The following is a 23,299-nucleotide window of genomic DNA, read 5'->3' as shown; positions in this document are numbered from 1 at the left end:
CTGGCGGCTAAGCTGAAAAACACCCAAACACGGCAGGACCCGGCCCCGGAAGGACACACTGGAATGGCTCGAGCGACCGTGCAGGACGTCGCCAAAACGGCGGGAGTATCCGTGGGCACGGTCTCCCGCGTCCTCAACGGCAGTCCCGCGGTGAGCGCCTCCAGCCGTGAGAAGGTGGCCGGGGCGATCCGGGAGCTCAACTACCGGCCGCTCGCCTCCGCCCGGGACCTGCGCCGCGACCGGACCATGCGCATCCTGGCCCTCGCCAAGAACCTTGAGTCCCCGGTCATCAGCGAAGCCTTCCGCGGGGTGGGCGATGCCGCGGCACGGTCCGGCTACGTGAGCCTGATTGCCCCAACCGCCGGAAGCCCGGATCGCGAACAGCAATTGGTGGACATGCTCCGGAACGGGTCCGTGGACGGGCTGGTCCTGTTTTCGCCCACCATGCCCGACGACGATGTGGAAGCCCTTGCAACCCAGCTGAGCGTGGTCCAGTTGTGCGAGGTGGCGGAGTCGGAAGCAGCCTTCGGCGTCTCGATCGATGACCGGCAGGCCGCCCGCGACATCACCCGGCACCTCATCGGGACCGGCGCCCGGCGGCTTGCCATGATCGGCAACCGGGCGGCCCGGTCCGGGCGGCTTCGCGAACAGGGGTTCCGCGAAGCGCTGTCCGAGGCAGGCCTGGAGGCGGCACAGAGCCTCTTTGCCGCCGGGGACTTCGACTTCCACGCCGGCCGTCGGCTCACCCGCGAACTCCTCGCCGCGGACAACCTTCCCGACGCCGTATTCTGTGGCAGCGACACGGTGGCGGCCGGTTGCGTCCGGGAAATCACCGACGCCGGCCTCCGGGTTCCGGAGGACGTGGCGGTTGCCGGCTTCGACGATTCCATCCAGGCGGAGATGTGCGTTCCGGAACTGACCACCATCCGGCAGCCCGCCTATGAGATGGGCCGTGTGGCGTTTGGGGCACTCCTGGAACGGATGACGGAGCCGGGGGTGCACCGCCGCGGCCGGATGTTCCTCCCGCACGAACTGGTCATCAGGGACTCCACGAAGAACTGACAGGGGGTTGACGTCCCCGCGCTCTTCCTGACAAGCTTTTGGAATCGATTCCAAACGCCCCTTGGGTTCGTTGCGAACCGTTTTGGAATCGATTCCACAAACCCAGTCCAGCACCAGCCCGGCACCGAAAAGGAAGCACCCTTGAACTACCAGCAAAGCCCCGGCCCGAAGCTCCCGGAACCAGGAAAGGCCCCGGCCAAGGATCTCCGCGTCGGCGTCGTCGGCATCGGCTGGGCCGGCCAGCAGCACCTGAAGGCCTACAGCGACCTGGAGGGCATCCGCATCGTCTCGCTGGCAGGAATGGAGCAGGAACTCCGGACGGACCTGCAAGCCGAATACGCCATTCCCAACGGTTTCGCCGACTGGCAGGACATGCTGGACCACGGCGGCCTGGACGCCGTGAGCGTGGCCGTTCCCACCTTCCTGCACGCCCCCATTGCCATCGCGGCCCTGGAGCGGGGAATCCATGTGCTGAGCGAAAAGCCGATCGCCCGCAACGCCGTGGAGGGCCAGGCCATGGTGGATGCTGCCCGCAAGGCCGGACGGGTCCTGGATGTGGCGTTCAACCACCGCCGCCGCGGCGACATCAAGGCCCTCAAGGACGTCATCGACGCCGGCGGCCTGGGCCGCCCCTACTACGCCAAGGCCTCCTGGCTCCGCCGCTCCGGCATCCCCACCCTGGGCAGCTGGTTCACCAACCCCGAGCTCGCAGGCGGCGGACCGCTGGCGGACATCGGCGTCCACGCACTGGATTACGCCCTGCACCTGCTCGGAGAACCGAAGGTGGTGGCCGTCTCTGCCGCCACCCACTCGGAACTGGGCCCGCAGGGACGCGGCGGCGGCAGCAGGTACTCGGCCCAGGCCACGAGCCACGCCTTCGAAGTGGAGGACTTCGCCTCTGCGTTCCTCCGCCTTGAGGGCGGCGGAACGCTGCTGATCGAGGCCGGCTGGGCAACATACCGGGAAACGGACGATCTCCTCGACTTCACGGTCTACGGCACGGACGGCGGCGCCGAACTGAAGGTGCACGGGGCGCCGTTCCCGCCCGTGGGCCAGCTCCGGGTGTTCACGGACAAGGACGGCGAGTCAGCCGACTACGTGCCGCCGGTGCTGCCCGGCCGCGCCCACGACGCCGTGGTGGAAGACTTCGTGACAGCAGTCCGCGACGGTGAAGCGGCCTGGGCCGAGCACGACGGCTCCTTGGCGCTCTACCGGGCACAGGTCATCGACGCTTGCTACCAGTCGGCACTCGAGCAGAGGGAGGTCAGGCTCTAATGAACGGAAAACTGAGGATCCGGGTCTGGAATGAGGGCGTCCACGAGGCCAACAACGAGCCCGCCCATATCGGCGATATCTACCCGGATGGTATCCACGGCGCCATCGCCGCGGGGCTCCGGCCCTACTACCCGGACGCGGACATTACGACGGCGGTGCTCGCCAGCAACGACGACCACGGCCTGGACGAGGAGGTGCTCGCGGAAACGGACGTCCTGCTCTGGTGGGGCCACATCGCCCACCACGAGGTGAGTGACGCCGTCGTCGAACGCGTCCACCGGCAGGTGCTCGGTGGGATGGGACTGATCGTGCTCCATTCGGGGCACTTCGCGAAAATCTTCACCAGGCTGCTGGGCACCAGCTGCTCCCTCGCCTGGCGGAACGACGGCCAGCGCGAGCTGGTGTGGACGGTGAAGCCGTCGCATCCCATCGCGGAAGGCGTGGAGAGCCCCATCGTCATCCCCGAGCAGGAAATGTACGGCGAACTGTTCGACATCCCGGACCCCGACGACCTGATCTTCATCAGTTCCTTCGCCGGCGGCGAAGTGTTCCGTTCCGGCGTCACGTTCACCCGGGGCAAGGGCAGGATCTTCTACTTCAGCCCCGGCGACCAGGAGTACCCCGTGTACCACCATCCGCAGGTCCAGCGGGTGCTGGCCAACGGCGTGAAATGGGCGGCGCAGCCGGGGCTGGACCGCTCGACTCCTGCGGTGACCAACCCGGCCCGGGAATGGTTCGAAGGGGCCGCCCGGCATTGACATCGCCGGCGCCGGAGAGCAGATTGAAATCGTTGCGACGCAAGGTCCGGCGGGTTCCTGACGGGCACTTCCCGCCCCGCCGGACCGTCATTCCCTGAGCGGCTCAGCGCCCGTGGGCGAATTTCATAACCACTCCCTTTCGAGGAGCCAGAAATGCCTGCAATAACGGTCAAGGACCTTGAAACCAAGTCCTTCAACGACGCCGACGAAAAGCGCCGTCCGCCCAAGACCCAGGTGGACGTAGTCAACATTGGCGGCGCCACCCTGGGCCGGCTTACCTTCGAGCCCGGCTGGCGCTGGTCCGAAACGGTCAAAACCGTGGTCCACACGGACAGCTGCCAAAACAACCACCTTGGCTTCTGCACCGCCGGGACCCTGACCGTCCAGCTGGACGACGGCACCCGCACCACCATCCACGCGGGGGACGCCTACTCCATTCCGGCCGGCCACGACGCCTGGGTGGAAAACGACGAGACGTTCGTTGGTTATGAAGTCATGAGCGCGGCCGAGTACGCCAAGCCCGCCTGACAACCGGACAAGCGCCAGGCCGCGCGCCGCCACCTTTCGCGGCACGCGGCCTGGCGTTTCTGCGCCGCCTACCGCCGGCGCAGCCTCGCCACCAGTGTGGCGGCCACCAGGGCGGTGGCCAGCTCCAGACCGATGACCAGCAGCAGCCGGGCGCTGCCGCCGGACTCAGCACCAGTGAACGACGACGGCGCTGCGCCGTGCGCGTGGCCAGCACCGCCGGCTCCCAGCAGGAGGCCCGCATGGACGGCGGCCATGGCCACGGCGGCCGCGGTGACCCGGTGGAGTGCGGCCACCCCGCCGTACCGCCAGATATGGACGGCACAGGGGATGCAAACCGCGGCAAGGGCCAGCATGAGGGCGCTAAGCCAGGCACCGTGGGTGCCTGTGGCGGCCAGCCAGACGTGCGTGGCGCAGGAAACGGCGGTGACCACGGCCGCGAGCCGAGGGTGGACCACCGGACCGCCGGCACGGGCCCGGGCCGCCGCCGTCGTCCTTCCTGCTGCTGCCGCCCTGCCTGCTGCCGGCGCCGGGGCAGGGGCGGCGCTAGTGGCAGCCACCGCTGCCGCCCTCGGTGTGGCAGGACGCGGCTTGCCGGTTCGGGTTGGCCGGGACATCCAGCACCGGACTGCGGTCGAAGAAACCTTCCGGCCGGAGCTTGAAGCCCACGGTGTCCACGGGCATGATGGGCCAGTCCTCCACCCGGGGGAAGTGGGTGAGGCCGAAGGTATGCCAGACCACGATGTCCTGGCCGTCGATGTCGCGGTCCTGCGCCACGTAGGCGGGCAGGCCCGCGCCGCCGGCGTGCTGGTTGACGAAGTCGCCCGTCGGGTAGCGTTCCCCGTCTGCGTGGCGGGTGACCCAGAGATCCTTGGTGGCGAAGGCTGCGCGGCGGGCGATCGAGGAGTCCGGATCGGCCAGGAGCGTGGGCTGGTTGTGCGGGTGGAGCTTGTAGCCCACGGGCTCACCCAGCCGGTTGCGGGATTCGGGATTGGAAATGATCCAGGTGCGGCCGGCGCGGGCGTCGGCCTCGCGGACGGCCTCGGATTCCCGCGCCAGCACGGTGCGCTTGCGGGAGAAGGCGTTGCCGCGCTCGTTGCCCGGCCCCATGGCCTGCCGGACCACGTCTTCCTCCTCCACCCGGTTGGTGAAGCCGTCGATCGCCATGTCCAGCCGGGCGCTGAAGAGGTGCTGGTGGAACGGGGCGCCCAGGCCCGGGGCCAGCTGGGAGATGTTGTCCGAGCCGCCCGCCAGGAACGCGGACGTGAAAACGACGCCGGTGGCCTTGGCTTCGAACTCGATGGTGCCGTCCAGGTAGAGGTACCAGTAGAAGCCGTAGTCGTAGTTGCCGATAGTGGTGAAGAAGGAGATCACCAGGCGGCGGTTGCGGCGGGTGTAGGTGACGCCGCTCCAGAGGTCCGAGTGCTTGGCGAGGATGCTCCAGTCTTCCTCGTGCATGCAGATGCCGTTGCGGATTTCGCGCGGGTTGCCGAACGCGTCGGAGATGACGGGGCTGAGGTAGGTGATCTCGCCCAGGCAGTCGCAGCCCAGTTCCAGGGAGTTGGCGTACTGGCCCACCAGGTATTCGCCGGTGTCGAAGTAGTTCTGCCATGACCGGACCGGCGACGGGTCGCCGTAGGGAACCACCATCTCGGCAATGGACGCCCGGTTGATGATGGGCCGCTTCCGGCCGCCGTCCTGGAAGGCGAGATTGTGCAGGACAACCCCTTCGCGGACATCGAAGCCAACGTCCACGCTCCACTTTTCCCACTCCACGTGGTTGCCGCCGGCGACAGTGAAGCTGGGGCCTTCGGGCTGGGTAATGCTGATGGGCTTTTGGGTGTCGCGGATGGGTCCGGTCAGTTCGGGGTCGGTGTAGTTGCCGTGCTCGGCGGGGATGGGCATGGCGCCGAGGTCGATGACCTGGGTGACTTCCTTGCTGACCACGTCCACATAGGCCACCAGCCCGTCCACGGGGTGCGCCCAGGCGCTGTCCTCCGGGAACTCCTGCACGAATGCCAGCCCGCGGAGGATCCGGCGGCCCTTCTCTTCGGCGTATTCGAAGACCCCGGCGGACAGCGGGGCCACCCGGACCTTCCCGACATCCAGCCCGCGGTCCGCGAGCGCTTTGAGCCACCGTTCGTCCGTGGCCAGCAGCGCCTCCACCACCTCGAACTCCTCCTCGAGGACCGGAAGCTCGCCGGTCACCGCGGTGTCCAGTTCGACGGCGGAGAGCACCTCGTGCCGGGTGGTGGAGACCACGACATCGCGCGGCGCAGCGCCTGAGACATCGTGGATGAAGACGCGGAACCGTCGGTCGGCCGGCGCTGGATCGGTGCCGCGCGAAGGATCCAGCTGGCCCAGGTAGGCGATCCTGTGCTGCGGGCCGAGGTGGCCTCCCGACTGCAGGATGGAGCGCACGTCCAGGATTTCCTGCGCCGTGGCCAGCCGGTAGGCCGACGCAGAGGCTGATGCAGTGTCGGTGGGTGCAAGCGTCATGGAGTAAACCTTCGTCCGGGCCGTCGCCGGCCATTGGGTTTATTTTCTATAGTTGTAGAGAATAAACGTCCGTAACATGGCTCACAAGAGGTTGGGCAAAGAAATTTCCAGGGAGTGGCCGCCGTGCCGAAGATTGTTGACCATGACGAGCGCCGCCTGGAACTCGTGGATGCCACGTGGCGGATCATCGCCCGGCAGGGGCTTGAAAGTGCCACCATGCGCGAGATTGCCATGGAGGCCGGCTTCGCCAACGGCGCCCTGAAGCCATACTTCCCCACGAAGGACACGCTGCTTGAGTTCGCCTTCAGCCATGTGTTCAACCGGACCAATCAACGCATCGCCCAGGTGACGGCAGGCAAGGCCGGATTGGAGGCGCTGCGGTCCTTTTGCCTGGAGGTCCTCCCCCTCGATGAAGAGCGCATCAATGAAGCGCGCGTGGTCATCCCGTTCTGGCAGAAGGCAGTCAGCGATCCACGGAAGGCTGACATCCACCGCGAATCCATGGCCGAATGGCTGGCCGCCATCCGCCGCTACCTCGGAGAGGCACGGAACAGCGGGGACGTCAACGCCGACGTCGCCGACTCCGTCCTTGCCGGCCAGCTGCTGAACATGCTGCTGGGAGCCCAGGTCGAGGCCGCCCTTGCGCCGGAGGGCCAAGTGGAGTTCGGCCACGCCGCGCAGCTGGAAGGCTACCTCGCCCTGCTTGGCAAAATTCCAGGCGGCAAATGAGCCCTAAACTCGAAAGTATGCTTACTATTGACTGGTCAGGTTCTGGTGCAGACCGGAGCGAGCACGAATTGTTAGGAGCATCTCCATGGGTTTGGACGACAAGATCGGCAACGCTGCAGAGAAGCTTGGCGGCAAGGGCAAGGAAGCTGCCGGCAGCGCCACGGGCGATGAGAGCCTGAAGGCTGAGGGCCAGGGCGACCAGGCAAAAGCCGACCTCAAGCAGGCCGGCGAAAAAGTCAAGGATGCCTTCAAGAAGGATTAATTGACGCCTCCCACAATGGGTGCAGCTCCCGCAGGAGCTGCACCCACTGGCGTTAACGGAGCCAACCCGCCCACGCGGGCGTTTAGTGGATGAGGCCGGACACCAGGTTGATGGTGGTGGCCAGGACGATGGCCCCCAGCAGGTAGGACAGCAGGGCTTGCCGGAGGACCGTGGAGCGGATGGCGTTGGTCTTCAGGTCCGTATCCGATACCTGGAAGGTCATGCCAACGGTGAACGCCAGGTACGCGAAGTCCGCATAGCGGGGCTGGGTTTCCTCATTGAAATCGACGCCGGTCCCGTCGCGGTAGTAGATGGCCGCGTAGCGGAGCGTGAACAGGGTGTGGACCAGGAACCACGACAGGGCAATGCTGCCCAGGGCCATGGCCACCGTGGCATCCTTGCTCATGCCCTGCGAGCTGGAGGCATCCAGCAGGATCAGGGCCACTCCGGCAAAGCTGGCCACCGTGGCACTGAGGACCATCGTGTCCGAAAAGACCCGGCCCGGATCCTCCCGGCGGGCATGGGCGGCGGTTGCGCCGGGCCCCAGGTGCCGGATCACACTCCAGACCCAGACCAGGTACGTGGCCGAGGCGGCCGCCCAGCCGAGGGCGGGCGCATAGGTCCAGTGCCCCAGCGCACCCACGGCAAGTGCCACCACCACGCCTACAGCGAGCATCACCACCATCCGCAGCCGGGAATGATGCGCGGGGGAATTGAAGTTGCGGTGGCGGTCCTGCGAAGCGGCGACGGCGTTCATGCGCGGATCATGCCACGGGAAGCTTGGAAACGCCTGACAGGCAGCCGAGCCATTCTTTTTTCGCCAACCGTTGAAAAAAGATTCGGCCCGCGCTAGCCTGAACGTACTGTGTCGCAGGACACAGCCCGGGGGGACATCAGGTGGCCATCTGTCGCAAGGAACATCCATGCCAGCAACAGCTACAGCCGGAAAAGTTACCCGGCCCGAACGCCAGCACGTTACCGCGAGCGTTGCGGCATCCTTCGACCACTGGCGGCACCTGGTGGCGGAATCCTTCGTGCCCCTCACCGCACAGACAGCTGACGTGGACGGGTTCCAGGGCCGGATGCGCTCCCGGGTGCTGGACCGGATGTCCGTTGTTGAAGTGACCGCCACCTCGCACGAAGTGCACCGCACCCCCGCCCTGATCGCACAGGCCCACGAACGCTATTTCAAGCTCAACCTGCAACTGGAGGGCACCGGGCTGCTGATCCAGGACAACCGCGAAGCCGTGCTCCAGCCCGGCGACCTGGCCATTTACGACACCAACCGGCCGTACACCCTCGCCTTCGAGGACACGACCCGCATCATGGTGCTGATGTTCCCCTGCGACGCCGTGTCCCTGCCCACCGACTATGTGGGACAGTTGGCGGCAGTGCGGATGGGCAGCGGAGGCCTGAGCGGACTCGTGGGTCAGTTCATCCGCCAGTTGTCGGAAAACCTGGACGTCCTGAACGGCCCCAGCGGGTCCCGGCTGGCAACGAATGCCCTGGACCTGGTGTCCACCATGCTGCATGCCGAAATGGATATTAAGCCGGACCGGATGAAGCCGCAGGCGCTGCTGGCCGTCTCGGTCCGCGAGTACATCGAGGCGCACCTCTCGGACCCGCTGTTGTCCCCGGCGAGCATTGCAGCAGCACATTTCATCTCCACCAGGCACCTGCATAACGTCTTTCACGAGTCCGGGACCACGGTGGCCAGCTGGATCCGGACCCAAAGGCTTGAGGGCGCCCGCCGCGAACTCCGCGACCCGCTGAACGCGGGGCAGTCCGTCGGCACGATTGCGGGCCGCTGGGGTTTCCTGGACGCAGCCCACTTCAGCCGCACCTTCCGCGACGCCTTCGGCGTCTCACCCAGCGAGTGGCGCAAAAGCGCCTAGGCCGCACCCGGCCGTCCCCACCAATTACGACCAGGGCCCGTTGGGCACCGCCCCTCCGCTTCCGCTAACGTCCGTCAGGTGACAAAGAAGTTCCGCCTTGCGTTAGTTTTCCGGGAAGAGGGCCGCTGATGCCTTTCATTTGCCTCCTGCTCTCCGGTGCCGCGCTGCTGGCCAACGGGCTGGCGACCCTCGGGCACGTTCCCCGCCGCGACGCCGCGGCCCTCAACCTGCTGGTGGGCGGCACCCAACTGGTGCTCGCCGTCGTCTATGTCTCTGCCGCCGGGGACGCTCCGGCGCCGCTCCTCACGGCCGCCGGCATGTTCCTGTTCGGAGCGACCTATCTGTACTCGGGGCTGGACGTGTTGCTGGGGCTCGGGTCACGCGGCCTGGGCTGGTTTTGCGGGTTGGTGGCGTTCTGCGGCATGCTGCTGGCCACCGCCTGGCTGGGCGCGGATCCGCTGCTCGCGGTGCTGTGGGTGTGCTGGTCCGTGCTGTGGGCCCTGCTGTTCGCCTGCCTGGCCCTGGGCGCGGTGCGGCTTGAACGTTTCACGGGCTGGGCCTTGGTGCTGGCTGCTCCGGCGTCGGCCACAATTCCGGCGCTCCTTGGCCTGGCAGGGCTCTGGCCCGCTTCTCCGGCCGCAGCGTGGGGTAGTGCGCTGATCGGGGCCATCCTGATCGTCGCGGCACGCGCACTGGCCCGGCGCGGACCAAAGGTTCCACGCCGGGCCAGTGCCGGAGATCCCACGCCAGCTAGGTAAGCACGTGGCCCGGGGAAGCTGAATGGTGGCGCCGCTCGATGACCCATTCCACCAGCACCCCGGACAGGAAGACCGCCGGGACCGTTGCGAGCAGGGCCGTGGCCGTCTCGGCATTGCCGCCAATGAGGGCGGTGAAATTGCTGACCACCAGGTAGAGGACCCATGCCAGCAGGACTGCCGCCAGGGCCGGGGCAATCCGGGTCTGCCACAGCCCGGCGCCGGCATGTTCCCGTCGGAAGAACGCGACGACGGCGGCTGAGCAGAGCATGTACAGCACCAGGAGAGCTGCCACAGCAAGGCCGCTGAACCATGAGAACAGGGTCAGCACAGGGTCCATCGCCAGGATGGCGAACGGCACCACCAGGACGACGGCGGTGGCGGACTGGACCCAGGCGGCAACGGCAGGAGCCCGGTGCCGGTTGGTCCGGGCAAGGACGGCGGGCATGGAACCGCGCAGGGCCAGGGAGTGGAGGTAGCGGTTGATGCCGTTGTGGAAGGCGATAATGCCGGCGAGCAGCGAGGTGACCAGCAGGATGCCGGCCACGATGCCCGCCCAGGGGCCGAACAGTTCCACCAGCGGACCCAGCACGAAGGACGTCGCATCCCCCGACTCGAGGGCGGCGCCCGCGGCGTCCATGACGCTTGAGGGCCCGTAGTAGCTCACCAGCATCCAGGAGATGAAGGCGAAGAACACCGAGATCACCCCCACCGAGAGGTACGTGGCCCTGGCGACGGTGCGGTGCGGGTCCTTGGCCTCGGCGGAGTAGATGGCAGTGGACTCGAAGCCGAACATGGACGCCACCGCGAACATGATGGCAACGCCGGGGGCACCTGCGCCTATCGCTTCGGGGGAAAAGGACGCCGCAACGCTGATGCCTTCAGGGCCGCCGCCGTGGAACAGTACGGTGAAGCCGAACATCAGCAGGATGGCCACCTCCAGGCCCACCAGCACGGCCAGGACGCGGGCGCCGATTTCGATGTTGAGGGAGCCCAGTACCTGGACTCCCGCCATGGTGGCCACGGCCAGCAGCCACCAGGGAATGTCCAGGCCGGTCGAGGCCAAGAGCCCGGAGAAGGCCGCACCGTACAGCCCGTACATGGCGGCCTGGACGGTGCTGTAGGCCAGCAGGGCCAGCCAGGCCGCCCCGGCTCCGGTCCGCCTGCCAAAGGCTGCCGTCACGTAGGCGTAGAAGGCGCCGTTCGCTTGGATCTTGCGGCTCATGGCAACGAAGCCGACGGCGAAAACCACGATGACTATGCCCACGATCAGGTACGCGCCGGGGGCACCGGCGCCGTTGCCCAGGGCCGCCGCCAGCGGCGCCGCGCCCACGATCCCCGTCAGGGGCGCCTGGGCGGACAGGACGAAGAACAGGATGCCGAGCACGCCGATGCTGCCGGCGCGGAGGGCGGTGGAATGCTCCTTGGCCGGAGCGTCAGCGGTCCGGGTCTCGGAATTCGAAATACTCATTGGATCCTTCTTAACGGTCATGAGCTCGGGAAAATTGCTGTGGAATCCAGCTTGGCAGCGGCAGGGATTTCCGCTTTGTCCACCAGCGATCAGTTGTTGTCGGTCCGCGCAGCGCCGGTCCGGGCATCCTCCCGCCGCTGAATTTCCCCACCTTTCCGCCCGCATCACTCGCAGCCGGCGGCGTCTGGCGGGGACACGCCGTCGGGCGAGCCCAAACATGGGGAGAATCAGCCGGGCACAATAAAGCGCGGCCGGCCTCCCCTGGAAGGAAGCCGGCCGCGCCGTCGTAATTCAATTACCTGGGGTTACCGCAGCACCACGGTGCGGTTGCCCTGCAGCAGGACCCTGCCCTCGCAGTGCCATTTCACCGCGTTGGAGAGGGCCTTGCATTCGGTGTCGCGGCCCGCGGCCACCAGGTCCTCTGGCCCGTAGGTGTGGTCCACCTCCACCACCTGCTGGGCGATGATGGGTCCTTCGTCCAGTTCAGCGTTGACGTAGTGGGCTGTGGCGCCCACGGTCTTGACGCCACGCGCGTAGGCCTGGTGATACGGCTTGGCGCCCTTGAAGCTGGGCAGGAATGAGTGGTGGATGTTGATGGCCCGGCCGTCCAGCTTGCGGGTCAGGTCGTCGCTGAGCACCTGCATGTACCGGGCCAGCACCACCAGTTCCACCTCCAGCCCGTCAACCAGGTCCATCAGCTGCGCCTCGGCCTCGGGCTTGCTGTCAGCCGTGACCGGGATGTGGTGGAACGGGATGCCGTGCCACTCGACCAACGCCTGGTGGTCACGGTGGTTGGACACCACGGCCACCACGTCAACGGGAAGTTCGCCGATCCGGGCACGGAACAGCAGGTCGTTGAGGCAGTGTCCGAACTTGGACACCATGATCAGCACCTTGCGCTTGGAGCCCTGGCGTTCCAGCTGCCACCGCATGCCGAATTTGTCCGCGACCGGGGCAAACGAGTCCCGCAGGACTTCCACGGTGGAATCGTCGCCCTCGGAAACGAAGTGCACCCGCATGAAGAAGTGGCCTTCGGAGCGCTCACCGAACGGCTTGTTGTCGATGATGTCGCAGCCGTGTTCCAGCAGGAAGCCGGAGACGGCGTGCACGATGCCGGGGCCCTCGGCGCAGTCGAGGGTCAGGACGTGCTCCACGGTGGTGGGCGCCTTCGGGGCGGGCATCCGGGTCTCAGTAACAGTCATGGCTCAGCACTCGATCACATTCACGGCAAGGCCTCCTCGGGAGGTTTCCTTGTACTTGGTTTTCATGTCGGCTCCGGTGTCGCGCATGGTCTTGATGGCCTTGTCCAGCGAGACCTTGTGGCTGCCGTCCCCATGGAGGGCCAGCCGGGCTGCGTTGATCGCCTTTACGCTGGCGATCGCGTTCCGCTCGATGCAGGGGATCTGCACCAGGCCGCCCACGGGATCGCAGGTCAAGCCCAAGTTGTGCTCGATCCCCACCTCCGCGGCGTTTTCCACCTGCGCCGGCGTCCCGCCGAGCACTTCGCAGAGCCCGGCCGCGGCCATGGAACAGGCGGAGCCCACCTCACCCTGGCAGCCCACTTCGGCGCCGGAGATGGACGCATTTGTCTTGAAAAGGATTCCGACGGCGGCCGCCGCCAGCAGGAAGCGGACCACGCCGTCGTCGTCTGCTCCCGGAACAAATTTCACGTAGTAGTGCAGGACGGCCGGCACGATCCCGGCCGCGCCGTTGGTGGGAGCCGTGACGATCCGCCCGCCGGCGGCGTTCTCCTCGTTCACGGCGAGTGCGAACAGGTTGACCCATTCCATCGCCAGCAGCGGGTCCGCCGGTGCCTGGACGGGCGACGGCGTTGCTGCCGCCGCCTGGGCGGAGGCCTCCGCCGATGCCGCAGCGGACGCCGTCAGGGTGCGGAACAGCGCCGGTGCGCGCCGGGGTACCTTCAGGCCGCCCGGCAGGATGCCCTCGGCGTTGCAGCCGTTCTCCACGCATTCGCGCATCACGGCCCAGAGCCCGAGCAGCTTCTCCCGGAGTTCTGCCTCGCTGTGCCAGGTGAGTTCGTTGGCCAGCATGACATCGGAAATGGACATGCCCTCGCGGCTGCAGATCTGCAGGAGCTCGTCCGCCGTGGCGAACGGGTAAGGCAGGACGGTGTCGTCCGCCACCACCTTGTCGGCCCCTTCGGCGTCGCCGTCCACCACGAAGCCGCCGCCAATGGAGTAGTAGCTGCGTTCGCTGAGCACAGCGCCGGTGTGGTCGAGGGCGCGGAAGGTCATGCCGTTAGGGTGCGCGGGAAGGGACTTGCGGCGGTGCAGCACCACGTCCTCTTCCCAGTTGAAGTCCACCCGGTGGCTGCCGTCGATGTGCAGCTCGGCGTTCAAGGCCGCTGCTGCCACTTGGTCGTCAGCGGTGAACGTGTTCACGGTTTCGGGCTCCAGGCCCTGCAGGCCCAGGACCACCGCCTTGTCGGAGCCGTGGCCGCGGCCCGTGGCGCCCAGGGAACCGAACAGTTCCGACTGGACACGCACGGTGGAGGCCAACTGGCCGTCGCCCTTCAGGCCGTCGGCGAAGAGCTTGGCAGCCCGCATCGGGCCCACCGTGTGTGAGGACGAGGGCCCGATGCCAACGGAGAACAGGTCAAGGACGCTGAGCGCCATCAGGGCACCTCGGGTGAGGCGTACTCCCGCATGGCGTCCAGGAGCCACCGGCCCAGGAACTCGGCGAACGATGCCCGGGGGAAGATCCGGAAGGAGTCCTCCCCGGTCTTCCAGAGGATCGCTGGGATGTTCGCGATTTCGGTGGAGAAGGCGGTACCGGCCTTGAACACCCTGGGGTGCAGGTCCAGCGAGCAGCCTTTTTCCAGGACGGCGCGGGCCCGGGGGCCCACCAGTTCGAACGTGGTGCGGTTGGCGGACAGGTCCACCACCTGGCCTGCGTCGTTGCCCAGCGCTTCGCGGAGGGCCGGGATCAGGTCCCCGCCAAGGGATTCGTGCGCCTCGGTGGGTGCCACCACCAGGAACTCGGAGGGCCCCAGCCACAGGACAGAGGTGTCCCCGGTGGTTGCCACAGCACCGGAGGCGGCGGGCAGTCCGCCGGTGGCGACGGCCAGCCGCTGCGCCGTTTCCGAGCCGGCGTCTGCCCGCAGCCCCACCATGGTCAGGAAGGGGAGCTCGGACAGTTCGACGGTGCCGGCCAGGGAGCCTGCGGTGAAGGCTTCCGCCAGCTGGCGTGCCGGGCTGACGCGTGCCGAGAGGTTCTGCTCTGCGGAGCTCTGGGTGGGGGATGCTGCTGTTTCAGCCATCTTTACGGGTCCCTTCTGGGTCAAAAAGCACTGTTTCCGCAACAACCACGTCCACCAGCTGGTCGCCGGCGGCGGCCACCAGTGTTTCGCCGATGCGGTTGCGGCCGTTCTTGATCAGGGCCAGGCCGAAGGACCTGCCCAGCGCTGCGCTGTGGTAGCTGGAGGTGACGAAGCCTTCCATCGGAACCGGCCCGTAGGCCGGGTTGGTGGAGCGTCCCTTTTCCACCAGCTGGGTGCCTTCGGGCAGCCGGAGCGTTCCGTCGACGGGAAGGACGCTGACCAGGTGCTTGCGGTCCTCGCGGCTGGAATCGGCGCGGGAGTACGACCGCTTGCCAATGAAGTCCTTGGCCTTGGAAACGATCCACTCCATGCCGGCGTCCTGCGGGGTGACGGTTCCGTCGGTGTCCTGGCCGACGATCGGGTAGCCCTTTTCGGCGCGCAGCACGTGCATGGTTTCGGTGCCGTACGGGGTGATGTTGAACTCGGCTCCGGCGGCGGCCACGGCTTCCCAGGTGTTCAGCCCGTACCAGGCCGGGATGTTAATCTCGTAGGCCAGTTCGCCGGAGAACGAGATCCGGCAGATCCGGGCGCGGACGCCGGAGGCCAGGGTGGTTTCGCGGAAGGTCATGAACGGGAACGCCTCGGCGTCCAGGCCGCCGTTGGCAGCCAGTTCCGGTGCGACCCTGGCGATGACTTCACGGGACTTGGGGCCGACGACGGCGATTGTGCTCCACTGTTCCGTCACCGAGGTGCACTTGACGTCCAGTTCCGGCCACTCTGTCTGCAGCCACTCTTCCAGCCAGTCCAGGACCTTCGCGGCGCCGCCGGTGGTGGTGGTCATGAAGTAGGTGTCGTCGTCCACGCGGAGGGTCACGCCGTCGTCGAAAATCATTCCGTCCGGCGTGCACATCACGCCGTAGCGGGCCGAGCCCGGGGCGAGTTTCTTGAACGCGTTGGTGTAGACCCGGTTCAGGAACTCCCCCGCATCCTTGCCGCGGATCTCGATCTTGCCCAGCGTGGTGGCGTCCATGAAGCCCACGGACTCGCGGACAGCGGCACATTCGCGCAGCACTGCGGCGTCCATGTCCTCCCCGTCCTGCGGGTAGTACCAGGGGCGCTTCCACTGCCCGACGTCCTCGAAGAGCGCACCCTTGGCCACATGCCAGGGGTGGATGGAGGTGATGCGGGCGGGGTCGAAGAGTTCGCCGCGCTGGCGTCCGGCCAGTGCCGCGAAGGCCACCGGGGTGAACGGTGCACGGTAGGTGGTGGTTCCGATGTCGCCGATGCCGCGGGAGGCTTCGCCGGCCGTGCGGAGGGCCGCGGCGATCACGCCGATGGCGTTGACGCCGGAGGTCTTGCCCTGGTCGTTGGCGGTGCTGATGGAGGTGTACCGCTTGATGTGCTCGACGGAACGCATGCCGGCCCCGGTGGAGCGCAGTACGTCAGCCACGGACTGGTCGCGCTGGAAGTCCACGAAGTGGTGGTGCCAGTCGTCGGGGGTGCCGTTCTCGCCCGGCACCAGCCAGAGCTGGCGGGTGGGCGCGGCTGCCTTGGGCTCACCGAACGTTGACGGTTCGACGGAGGATTCGAAGCCCGCTGCGATGGCGGCCCGCGCGCCGGCGGAGACGCCCTCGGCAAGGCAGTCGGCGGTGGCGAAGGAGCCGCGGCCGGAGCCGATGGTCTGCTGGTTGGGCACTTCGGTGCTGGGGACGAAGGCTGCCAGTCCGTCGTCCCAGCGCAGCTTGCCCTGGCGCTGGGAGTGCAGGTGGACCAGCGGGCTCCAGCCGCCGGACACAGCCAGCAGGTCGCAGGCGATCTGTTCGACGCCGGAGGTGAGCTCGCCGTCGTCGTTGATGCTGCGGACGGTGACGCCGTCCAACCGGCCGTCGGCTGCGCCTTCTCCGGAGGAGGAAGTGTTGGCCACCGCGCTGCCGATCAGCACCCGGATTCCGGATTCGACGGCGGCAGTTGCCACGGCGGTCAGCGCGGGGCGGGCGTCCACGACTGCGGCAACCTTGACCCCGGCGGCGGCGAGATCGGCTGCGGCGGCGTAGGCACTGTCGTTGGTGGTGCCGATGACCACGCGCTTTCCGGCGGCCACGCCGTACCGGTTGAGGTAGGTGCGCACGGCCGATGCCAGCATGATTCCCGGGCGGTCGTTGTTCTCGAACACCAGGGGGCGTTCGTGGGCGCCGGGGGCCAGGACCACCTGATTGGCACGGATGTGCCAAATCCGCTGCCGGGACACGCCGGGGGCGGCGGGGCTGGAGAGGTGGTCGGTGCGGTTCTGGACGGCGATCACATAGTTGGCGTCGTAGGCGCCGAATGCGGTGGTGCGGTTCAGGACGGTGGATTCGGCGCCGGACACCAGCTCGGCTTCAACGTCGGCCACCCACTCCAGGGCGGGCTTGCCCTCGATGGTCTCGGCCAGGCCGGGCGCGGTGGAACCGGAGAGCAGGGAGCCGCCCAGTTCGGGCTGGTCATCCAGGAGCATGACGCGGGCGCCGCTGCGGACGGCCTCGCGGGCTGCGGCAAGTCCGGCGGGGCCGCCGCCGATGACCAGGATGTCGGTGTGGACGTACTTCTTGTCGTATTCGGCGCGGTCATCTTCCGGGTCCAGCTTGCCCAGGCCGTTGAGCCGGGTGGCCTGGAGCCGGTCCACCAAGGAAACGGTGGTGGCAGGCAGCATGGATTCGGCGACGTGGCCGGGGAAGCGGGCCTCGATGCGGACCAGGGCGTTGGCCTCTTCCACTCCGGCAGACATGATGCCGCGGGGCCGGTCCTCATAGAGCGAATTGCCGGCGGCGATGCGGCCGTTGGCGAGCAGGGCCGAGGCCAGCGTGTCGCCGGGGTGCCCGGTGAATTCCTCGCCGTCCACGCTGAAGCGCCAGGAGATGGTGCGGTCGATGCGGCCGCCGGTTGCCAGGCGGGCGTTCTGCGAGGTCACTTGGTGGCTCCTTCCGGGGCGGTGCGGGTAGTGCTGGCGGCAAGGCTGGTTGCTGAGAGGCTGGGTGCCGCGGTACCGGTGGTGGTGCTGTCGGCGGCTGTACTGGCGGTGCCTGCCTCGACGGCCGGACCAGCGGCAAGGTCCGGCCGGCGCGTACCCATCGGGTAGACCGCCTGGATGTCGTAGCTGACGGTGTCGCGGAGCATGTTGAACCATTGGCGGCAGCCCGTGCTGTGGACCCAGCGTTCGGCGAAGATGCCTTTCGGGTTCTCCCGGTAGAAGAGGTAGCGGGACCATTCGGTGTCGGTCAGCTCGTTCGGGTTCTCCGGGTAGGGCACGTGGGCCTGGCCACCGTAGTGGAATTCGGTTTCGTCCCGCGGGCCGCAGTTGGGGCATGGGATCAGCAGCATGTGCGTTAGTCCTTTTCTGGTGGCGGCGGCTAGTGGGCCACGGCGGCGGCGCCGTGTTCGTCGATGAGCGCGCCGGTTTCGAAGCGTTCCAGCGAGAACGGCTTGTTCAGCCGGTGCGGGGTGCCGGTGGCGATGGTGTGTGCGAAGGTCATGCCGGCGGCGGGGGTTCCCTTGAATCCGCCGGTCCCCCAGCCGCAGTTCACGAACATGTTCTCCACCGGGGTCAGGCCCACGATCGGGGAAGCGTCCAGGGTGGTGTCCACGATGCCGCCCCAGGTCCGGAGCACGTGGGCCCGGGCGAAGATGGGGAAGAGCTCGACGGCGGCCGCCATCTGCTGCTCGATCACGTGGAAGGAGCCGCGCTGGCCGTAGCCGTTGTAGGAGTCGACGCCGGCGCCCATGACCAGTTCGCCCTTGTGGGCCTGGGAGACGTAGACGTGGACGTGGTTGGACATGACCACCGTGGGGTGGACCGGCTCGTGCAGTTCGGACACCAGTGCCTGCAGCGGGTGGGACTGGATGGGCAGCTGGAAGCCGGCCATTTCGGCCAGGACCGAGCTGTGGCCGGCGGCGCAGATGCCCACCTTTTCGGTGTTGATGGTGCCGCGGTTGGTCTTGACGCCCACCACCCGGTCGCCGTCCTTGAGGAAGCCGGTGACTTCGCAGTTCTGGATGATGTCCACGCCCATTTCGTCGCACTTGCGGGCAAAGGCCCAGGCCACGTGGTCGTGCTTGGCGATGCCGGCGCGCGGCTGGTATGTGGCGCCCATGACGGGGTAGCGGATGTTGTCGCGGATGTTCAGGATGGGGCAGAGTTCCTTGACCTGCTGCGGATCCAGCCATTCGGCGTCCACGCCGTTGAGCTTGTTGGCGCCCACGCGGCGGATGCTTTCGCGGACGTCGCCCAGGGTGTGTGCCAGGTTCATCACGCCGCGCTGGCTGAACAGGAAGTCGTACTCGAGTTCCTCGGGCAGGATCTCCCAGAGCTTGAGGGCGTGCTCGTAGATGGCCGCACTCTCATCCCAGAGGTAGTTGGAGCGGATGATGGTGGTATTGCGGGCCATGTTGCCGCCGGCCAGCCAGCCCTTTTCCAGGACGGCGATGTTGGTCATCCCGTGGTTCTTGGCCAGGAAGTAGGCGGTGGCCAGGCCGTGCCCGCCGCCGCCCACGATCACGGCGTCGTAGGAGGACTTGGGTTCCGGGTTCCGCCAGAGGAAGTCCGGGTGCTCCGGAAGGTGCTGGGTGCTCACTGGGCGGCTCCAATCAGGTCTGCTTCAGCGTCGGCCAGGCCGGCATCGGCGGTGAGGTGCGGGTAGAGGGGGAAGGCGTTGGCAAGGGCCGTCACGCGTTCGCGGAGTTCGACGGCGGTGTCCCCGGGCAGGGTGCCCGTGCCGTTTGTGCCAGAAGCGGCAGCCGCGATCAGCGCGGCGGCGATGATGTCGGCCACCTCCGTGAACTCGGCGGCGCCGAAGCCGCGGGCGGCCAGTGCCGGGGTACCGATCCGGAGGCCGGAAGAAACCATCGGCGGGCGGGGATCGAACGGGACGGCGTTGCGGTTGACGGTGATGCCGATCGTGTGGAGGGCGTCTTCACCCTGCTGGCCGTCCAATTCGGAGTGGCGGAGATCCACCAGGACCAGGTGGACGTCGGTGCCGCCGTTGACCACGGAGATGCCCGCGGCCTGGACGTCCGGCTGGAGGAGCCGTTCAGCCAGGAGCTTGGCGCCCTGCAGGACGCGTTCCTGGCGTTCCTTGAATTCGGGGGCGGCGGCGAGCTTGAAGGCCACGGCCTTGGCGGCGACGACGTGCTCCAGGGGCCCGCCCTGCTGGCCGGGGAACACGGCGCTGTTGATCTTCTTGGCGTATTCCTCCTTGGCCAGGATGACGCCGCCGCGGGGGCCGCCAAGGGTCTTGTGCGTGGTGGTGGTGACCACGTCGGCGTAGGGGACGGGGTTGGGGTGCAGGCCCGCGGCCACGAGGCCGGCGAAGTGGGCCATGTCCACCATCAGGTACGCGCCCACGAGGTCTGCGATGCGGCGGAATTCGGCGAAGTCCAACTGGCGGGAGTAGGCGGACCAGCCGGCCACGATCAGCCTGGGCTTGTGTTCCAGGGCCAGCGCTTCCACCTCTGCCATATCAATGCGGAGGTCCGATTCGCGGACGTGGTACGGCACCACGTTGTAGAGCTTGCCGGAGAAGTTGATCTTCATGCCGTGGGTGAGGTGGCCGCCGTGGGCCAGGGACAGGCCCAGGATGGTATCTCCCGGGTTGAGCAGGGCGAACATGGCGGCGGCGTTGGCCTGCGCGCCGGAGTGCGGCTGGACGTTGGCGAATTCGGCGCCGAACAGGGCTTTGACGCGGTCGATGGCGAGCTGTTCGATGACGTCCACGTGCTCGCAGCCGCCGTAGTAGCGCTTGCCCGGGTAGCCCTCGGCGTACTTGTTGGTCAATACCGAGCCCTGGGCTTCCATCACGGAGGCCGGAGCAAAGTTCTCCGACGCGATCATTTCCAGGGTGGACTGCTGGCGGTGCAGTTCCTGCGCGACGGCGGCGGCGACATCGGCGTCCACCGTGGCGAGCGAGGCGTTCAGTACGTCCTGCATTGTTCTCCTTCAAAGCCCTTCGGAGTTACTGATCCATAACTGATCTGTAACTGATATATTAGAACTGACGTAATAGTATGTTGTAGATCACGCGGCAGTCAATAGCTACCTTGGGAGAGCTCGCAATGAGCGTAATGACAGAGAACCAGCTGGCCGGCGAAGGCGATCTCTCGCTCGCCGAGCAGGCCTACCGGCACCTTCGGGACCGGCTCATCATGCTCGATATCCGGCCGGGTGAGGCCATCAACGACGGCAAGCTGGCCGCGGAACTCGGGATCGGCCGCACACCGGTACGCGAAGCGCTCAAACGCCTGGAAGGCGACCACCTGGTGGTCTCGTACCCCCGCCGCGGAACGTTCGCCACCGTCGTCGACATCACCGAACTCGCGGACGTCTCCGAGCTCCGCGAGTCATTGGAACCCCTGGCAGCCCGGCGGGCCGCCAAGCTGGCAACCCCTGCCCTGCGCAAGGAAATCCGGGAAACCGCGGCGGCAATTGCCAAGATGGGGGCGGATGACGATCCCTACGACCTCATGCGGTATGACATCAAGGTCCACCGCCTCATCTACCGGGCCGCCGCCAACACCCACCTCGAGGACGTGCTGATCCGGTACGACAACCTGGCTACCCGCATTTGGTGCATGGTGCTGGAAAAGGTGCCGTCAGTGGCGGAGCACATCGCCGAACACGTGGAACTGCTGGAGGCAGTGGCCGACGGCGACTCGGACCGGGCGGGCAAGCTGGCCCTTGAGCACGTCACCAGTTTCGAGCAGGCCATCCGCAGCGTGCTTTAAGCGTCGGCCCGCCCGCCGTCCACGTCACGGCAGCACCACCCCGTGTGACGTGGAATACTTCCGTACAGGTGCGCGGCCGGGATGTCCGGCGGAGTTGCGGAAGGGGCCGGTCACATGCAGGAATACGTCAACGAGGACGAAGATGCGCGCCGGCAGGTGCTGTCCGCGGTGTCACGGGAACGGGAGCTGGGACTGCGCCCGGACCCGGACTTTGACCGGCGGCTCGACGAGCACTTTCCCACCCTCCGCAGCCTGTTCCACTCCCTCTACGGTGCCCGCCGGGACTGGCTGGACCAGCTGGCCGCCCTGGTGGTCCAGAGTGCCCGGTCCTGGCAGGAGCGCTCCGCGGAACTGAAGGCCCTGGATGCAGGCCGCGAACAAGAGCCGGACTGGTTCCAGTCCAACCGCATGCTGGGCGGAGTGTGCTACGTGGACCGCTATGCGGAGAGCCTGGAAGGGGTCCGCGCCCGCATCCCGTATTTCAAGGAGCTGGGCCTCACCTACCTGCACCTCATGCCCCTTTTCCTGGCGCCCGAACCCCACTCGGACGGCGGCTATGCCGTGTCCAGCTACCGCCAGGTCAACCCGAAGCTGGGCACCATGGAGCAACTGCGCGGCCTCGCGGCCGAACTGAAGGCCAACGGGATCAGCCTGGTGGTGGACTTCATCTTCAACCACACCTCGGACGAACACGAGTGGGCGCGCAAAGCTGCCGCGGGTGACCCCGGGTTCAGCGACTACTACTGGATCTTCCCCGACCGGACCATGCCTGACGCCTTCGAGGCGAATGTGCGCGAGATCTTCCCCGAGAACCACCCGGGGTCCTTTATCCGGATGGATGACGGCCGCTGGGTCTGGGCCACCTTCCACACGTACCAGTGGGACCTGAACTACTCCAATCCCGAGGTCTTCCGGGCCATGGCGGGCGAGATGCTGTTCCTGGCCAACCAGGGTGTGGACATCCTGCGCATGGACGCGGTGGCTTTCATCTGGAAGCAGCTGGGCACCCCGTGCGAGAACCTGCCCCAGGCGCACACGCTGCTGCGGGCCTTCAACGCGGTGTGCCGGCTGGCGGCGCCCTCGCTGCTGTTCAAGTCCGAGGCGATCGTGCACCCGGACGAGGTGGCGCTGTACATCGACCCCGCAGAGTGCCAGCTGTCCTACAACCCGCTGCAGATGGCCCTGATCTGGGAGTCCCTGGCCACCAGGGACGTGTCCCTCCTGTCCCAGGCGTTGGAGCGCAGGCACAACATCCCGGACGGCACCGCCTGGGTGAACTATGTCCGCAGCCATGACGACATCGGCTGGACCTTCGCCGACGAGGACGCCGCCGAACTGGGCATCAACGGCTTCGACCACCGCCGCTTCCTGAACTCCTTCTACGTCAACCGGTTCCCGGGCAGCTTCGCCCGCGGCGTCCCGTTCCAGGACAACCCCAAGACGGGTGACTGCAGGATTTCCGGCACGACGGCGTCCCTGTGCGGGATGGAGGTTGACCCGGCCGAGGCGGTGGAACGGATCCTCCTGGCCCACTCGGTGCCGTTCAGCACCGGCGGCGTGCCGCTGCTGTACCTGGGCGACGAGGTGGGGCAGCTCAACGACTACTCCTACGCCTCCGAACCGGGCCATGGCGAAGACAGCCGCTGGGTGCACCGCCCGCACTTCCCGGCGGAACAATACGCCCGCCGCCTCGACCCCGCCACACCGGAAGGGGCAATCTACGCGGGCCTCAGGCGGATGGTCGAGGTCCGCGCCGGCACCCCGGAATTTGCCGGAACCACGCTGGTCGATTTCGCCACGAACAACCGCTCGGTGCTCGGCTACCAGCGCCCAGGCGGTCCGGACGGCGGCAGCACGGTCCTGGCGCTCGCCAACTTCAGCGACTCACCCCAGGCGCTGCCCGGGGAAACCTTCGGCGGATTCTCCCCTGCCGCCGTCGACCTCCTCTCCGAAGCCGCCCTGCACCTGCACGACGGCGTCACGCTCCTCCCCCGGCAATACCTCTGGCTGCGCGTTACGCCGCAGTAATTGGGAG

At 67.3% G+C, this 23,299-nt stretch carries 21 protein-coding genes; 10 read left to right on the top strand and 11 right to left on the bottom strand.

What is annotated here, in order from left to right; translation table 11 throughout:
- Positions 1 to 63: 63 nt before the first annotated feature.
- The 4 genes from AC4EEO_RS00695 (at position 64) to AC4EEO_RS00680 (ending at position 3,623) form a co-directional block, all read left to right on the top strand.
- Positions 64 to 1,062, top strand: a complete 999-nt coding sequence (locus AC4EEO_RS00695) for a LacI family DNA-binding transcriptional regulator (RefSeq protein ID WP_043423748.1) — start codon at positions 64 to 66, stop codon at positions 1,060 to 1,062.
- 141 nt (positions 1,063 to 1,203) lie between these two features.
- Positions 1,204 to 2,337 carry a Gfo/Idh/MocA family protein gene (locus tag AC4EEO_RS00690; protein ID WP_491339641.1) on the top strand — a complete coding sequence of 378 codons (1,134 nt, stop codon included), beginning with the start codon at positions 1,204 to 1,206 and terminating at the stop codon, positions 2,335 to 2,337.
- Entirely contained in the window at positions 2,337 to 3,095 is a 759-nt protein-coding gene (locus tag AC4EEO_RS00685) for a ThuA domain-containing protein (RefSeq protein ID WP_491339640.1), read from the top strand. Before AC4EEO_RS00690 ends, AC4EEO_RS00685 begins: the two co-directional genes overlap by 1 nt.
- 153 nt (positions 3,096 to 3,248) lie before the next feature.
- Positions 3,249 to 3,623 carry a cupin domain-containing protein gene (locus AC4EEO_RS00680; RefSeq protein ID WP_018760785.1) on the top strand — a complete coding sequence of 125 codons (375 nt, stop codon included), beginning with the start codon at positions 3,249 to 3,251 and terminating at the stop codon, positions 3,621 to 3,623.
- Between the two features lie 68 nt (positions 3,624 to 3,691).
- Here AC4EEO_RS00680 and AC4EEO_RS00675 read toward each other — a convergent pair whose 3' ends face one another.
- Entirely contained in the window at positions 3,692 to 4,180 is a 489-nt protein-coding gene (locus tag AC4EEO_RS00675) for a hypothetical protein (protein ID WP_491339639.1), read from the bottom strand.
- Positions 4,167 to 6,119 carry a primary-amine oxidase gene (locus AC4EEO_RS00670; protein WP_491330758.1) on the bottom strand — a complete coding sequence of 651 codons (1,953 nt, stop codon included), beginning with the start codon at positions 6,117 to 6,119 and terminating at the stop codon, positions 4,167 to 4,169. The genes AC4EEO_RS00675 and AC4EEO_RS00670 overlap by 14 nt, the downstream gene beginning before the upstream one ends.
- Positions 6,120 to 6,242: 123 nt before the next feature.
- Here AC4EEO_RS00670 and AC4EEO_RS00665 point away from each other — a divergent pair, with 123 nt between their 5' ends.
- Together AC4EEO_RS00665 and AC4EEO_RS00660 are read left to right on the top strand one after the other, a co-directional pair.
- On the top strand, positions 6,243 to 6,848 hold the full coding sequence (locus tag AC4EEO_RS00665) for a TetR/AcrR family transcriptional regulator (RefSeq protein ID WP_491339638.1): 606 nt from the start codon (positions 6,243 to 6,245) through the stop codon (positions 6,846 to 6,848).
- A gap of 85 nt (positions 6,849 to 6,933) precedes the next feature.
- A complete protein-coding gene (locus AC4EEO_RS00660; RefSeq protein ID WP_018760781.1) occupies positions 6,934 to 7,110 on the top strand; it encodes a CsbD family protein in 177 nt (58 codons plus the stop codon).
- A gap of 82 nt (positions 7,111 to 7,192) precedes the next feature.
- Here the strand turns inward: AC4EEO_RS00660 and AC4EEO_RS00655 are convergent, their stop codons facing one another.
- Positions 7,193 to 7,867 (bottom strand): DUF1345 domain-containing protein, encoded by a 675-nt coding sequence (locus AC4EEO_RS00655; RefSeq protein WP_491339637.1) that lies wholly within the window; start codon positions 7,865 to 7,867, stop codon positions 7,193 to 7,195.
- 166 nt (positions 7,868 to 8,033) lie between these two features.
- Here AC4EEO_RS00655 and AC4EEO_RS00650 point away from each other — a divergent pair, with 166 nt between their 5' ends.
- Together AC4EEO_RS00650 and AC4EEO_RS00645 are read left to right on the top strand one after the other, a co-directional pair.
- A complete protein-coding gene (locus AC4EEO_RS00650) occupies positions 8,034 to 9,005 on the top strand; it encodes an AraC-like ligand-binding domain-containing protein (RefSeq protein ID WP_109045545.1) in 972 nt (323 codons plus the stop codon).
- A 128-nt stretch (positions 9,006 to 9,133) separates the two neighbouring features.
- The gene (locus tag AC4EEO_RS00645) at positions 9,134 to 9,763 is read left to right on the top strand and encodes an AmiS/UreI family transporter (protein WP_491339636.1); all 630 of its coding nucleotides are present in this window, start codon (positions 9,134 to 9,136) and stop codon (positions 9,761 to 9,763) included.
- Here the strand turns inward: AC4EEO_RS00645 and AC4EEO_RS00640 are convergent.
- The 8 genes from AC4EEO_RS00640 to glyA form a co-directional block, all read right to left on the bottom strand.
- Positions 9,756 to 11,231, bottom strand: coding sequence for an APC family permease (locus tag AC4EEO_RS00640; protein ID WP_491339635.1), 1,476 nt, complete (start codon positions 11,229 to 11,231; stop codon positions 9,756 to 9,758). The genes AC4EEO_RS00645 and AC4EEO_RS00640 overlap by 8 nt on opposite strands.
- 305 nt (positions 11,232 to 11,536) lie before the next feature.
- Positions 11,537 to 12,433 carry a formyltetrahydrofolate deformylase gene (gene purU / locus AC4EEO_RS00635; protein ID WP_491339634.1) on the bottom strand — a complete coding sequence of 299 codons (897 nt, stop codon included), beginning with the start codon at positions 12,431 to 12,433 and terminating at the stop codon, positions 11,537 to 11,539.
- Between the two features lie 3 nt (positions 12,434 to 12,436).
- Positions 12,437 to 13,867 (bottom strand): L-serine ammonia-lyase, encoded by a 1,431-nt coding sequence (locus AC4EEO_RS00630; protein ID WP_491339633.1) that lies wholly within the window; start codon positions 13,865 to 13,867, stop codon positions 12,437 to 12,439.
- Positions 13,867 to 14,511, bottom strand: coding sequence for a sarcosine oxidase subunit gamma (locus tag AC4EEO_RS00625; RefSeq protein WP_491339632.1), 645 nt, complete (start codon positions 14,509 to 14,511; stop codon positions 13,867 to 13,869). The genes AC4EEO_RS00630 and AC4EEO_RS00625 overlap by 1 nt, the downstream gene beginning before the upstream one ends.
- Complete coding sequence (locus AC4EEO_RS00620; protein ID WP_491339631.1) at positions 14,504 to 17,458, bottom strand: sarcosine oxidase subunit alpha family protein; 2,955 nt, start codon at positions 17,456 to 17,458, stop codon at positions 14,504 to 14,506. The genes AC4EEO_RS00625 and AC4EEO_RS00620 overlap by 8 nt, the downstream gene beginning before the upstream one ends.
- Positions 17,455 to 17,868 (bottom strand): sarcosine oxidase subunit delta, encoded by a 414-nt coding sequence (locus AC4EEO_RS00615; RefSeq protein WP_109045538.1) that lies wholly within the window; start codon positions 17,866 to 17,868, stop codon positions 17,455 to 17,457. The genes AC4EEO_RS00620 and AC4EEO_RS00615 overlap by 4 nt, the downstream gene beginning before the upstream one ends.
- Positions 17,869 to 17,897: 29 nt before the next feature.
- Positions 17,898 to 19,118 carry a sarcosine oxidase subunit beta family protein gene (locus tag AC4EEO_RS00610; RefSeq protein WP_491339630.1) on the bottom strand — a complete coding sequence of 407 codons (1,221 nt, stop codon included), beginning with the start codon at positions 19,116 to 19,118 and terminating at the stop codon, positions 17,898 to 17,900.
- Positions 19,115 to 20,470, bottom strand: a complete 1,356-nt coding sequence (gene glyA / locus AC4EEO_RS00605) for a serine hydroxymethyltransferase (protein ID WP_285320254.1) — start codon at positions 20,468 to 20,470, stop codon at positions 19,115 to 19,117. The genes AC4EEO_RS00610 and glyA overlap by 4 nt, the downstream gene beginning before the upstream one ends.
- Before the next feature lie 134 nt (positions 20,471 to 20,604).
- On the opposite strand from glyA, the gene AC4EEO_RS00600 reads away from it, so the two are divergent.
- Positions 20,605 to 21,264 (top strand): GntR family transcriptional regulator, encoded by a 660-nt coding sequence (locus AC4EEO_RS00600; RefSeq protein WP_491340377.1) that lies wholly within the window; start codon positions 20,605 to 20,607, stop codon positions 21,262 to 21,264.
- A 114-nt stretch (positions 21,265 to 21,378) separates the two neighbouring features.
- Positions 21,379 to 23,292, top strand: coding sequence for an amylosucrase (locus tag AC4EEO_RS00595; RefSeq protein WP_491339629.1), 1,914 nt, complete (start codon positions 21,379 to 21,381; stop codon positions 23,290 to 23,292).
- Positions 23,293 to 23,299: the final 7 nt, after the last annotated feature.

This window comes from Pseudarthrobacter sp. MOO13 (assembly GCF_058267655.1).
This window is presented reverse-complemented; position numbering and strand designations above follow the sequence as displayed.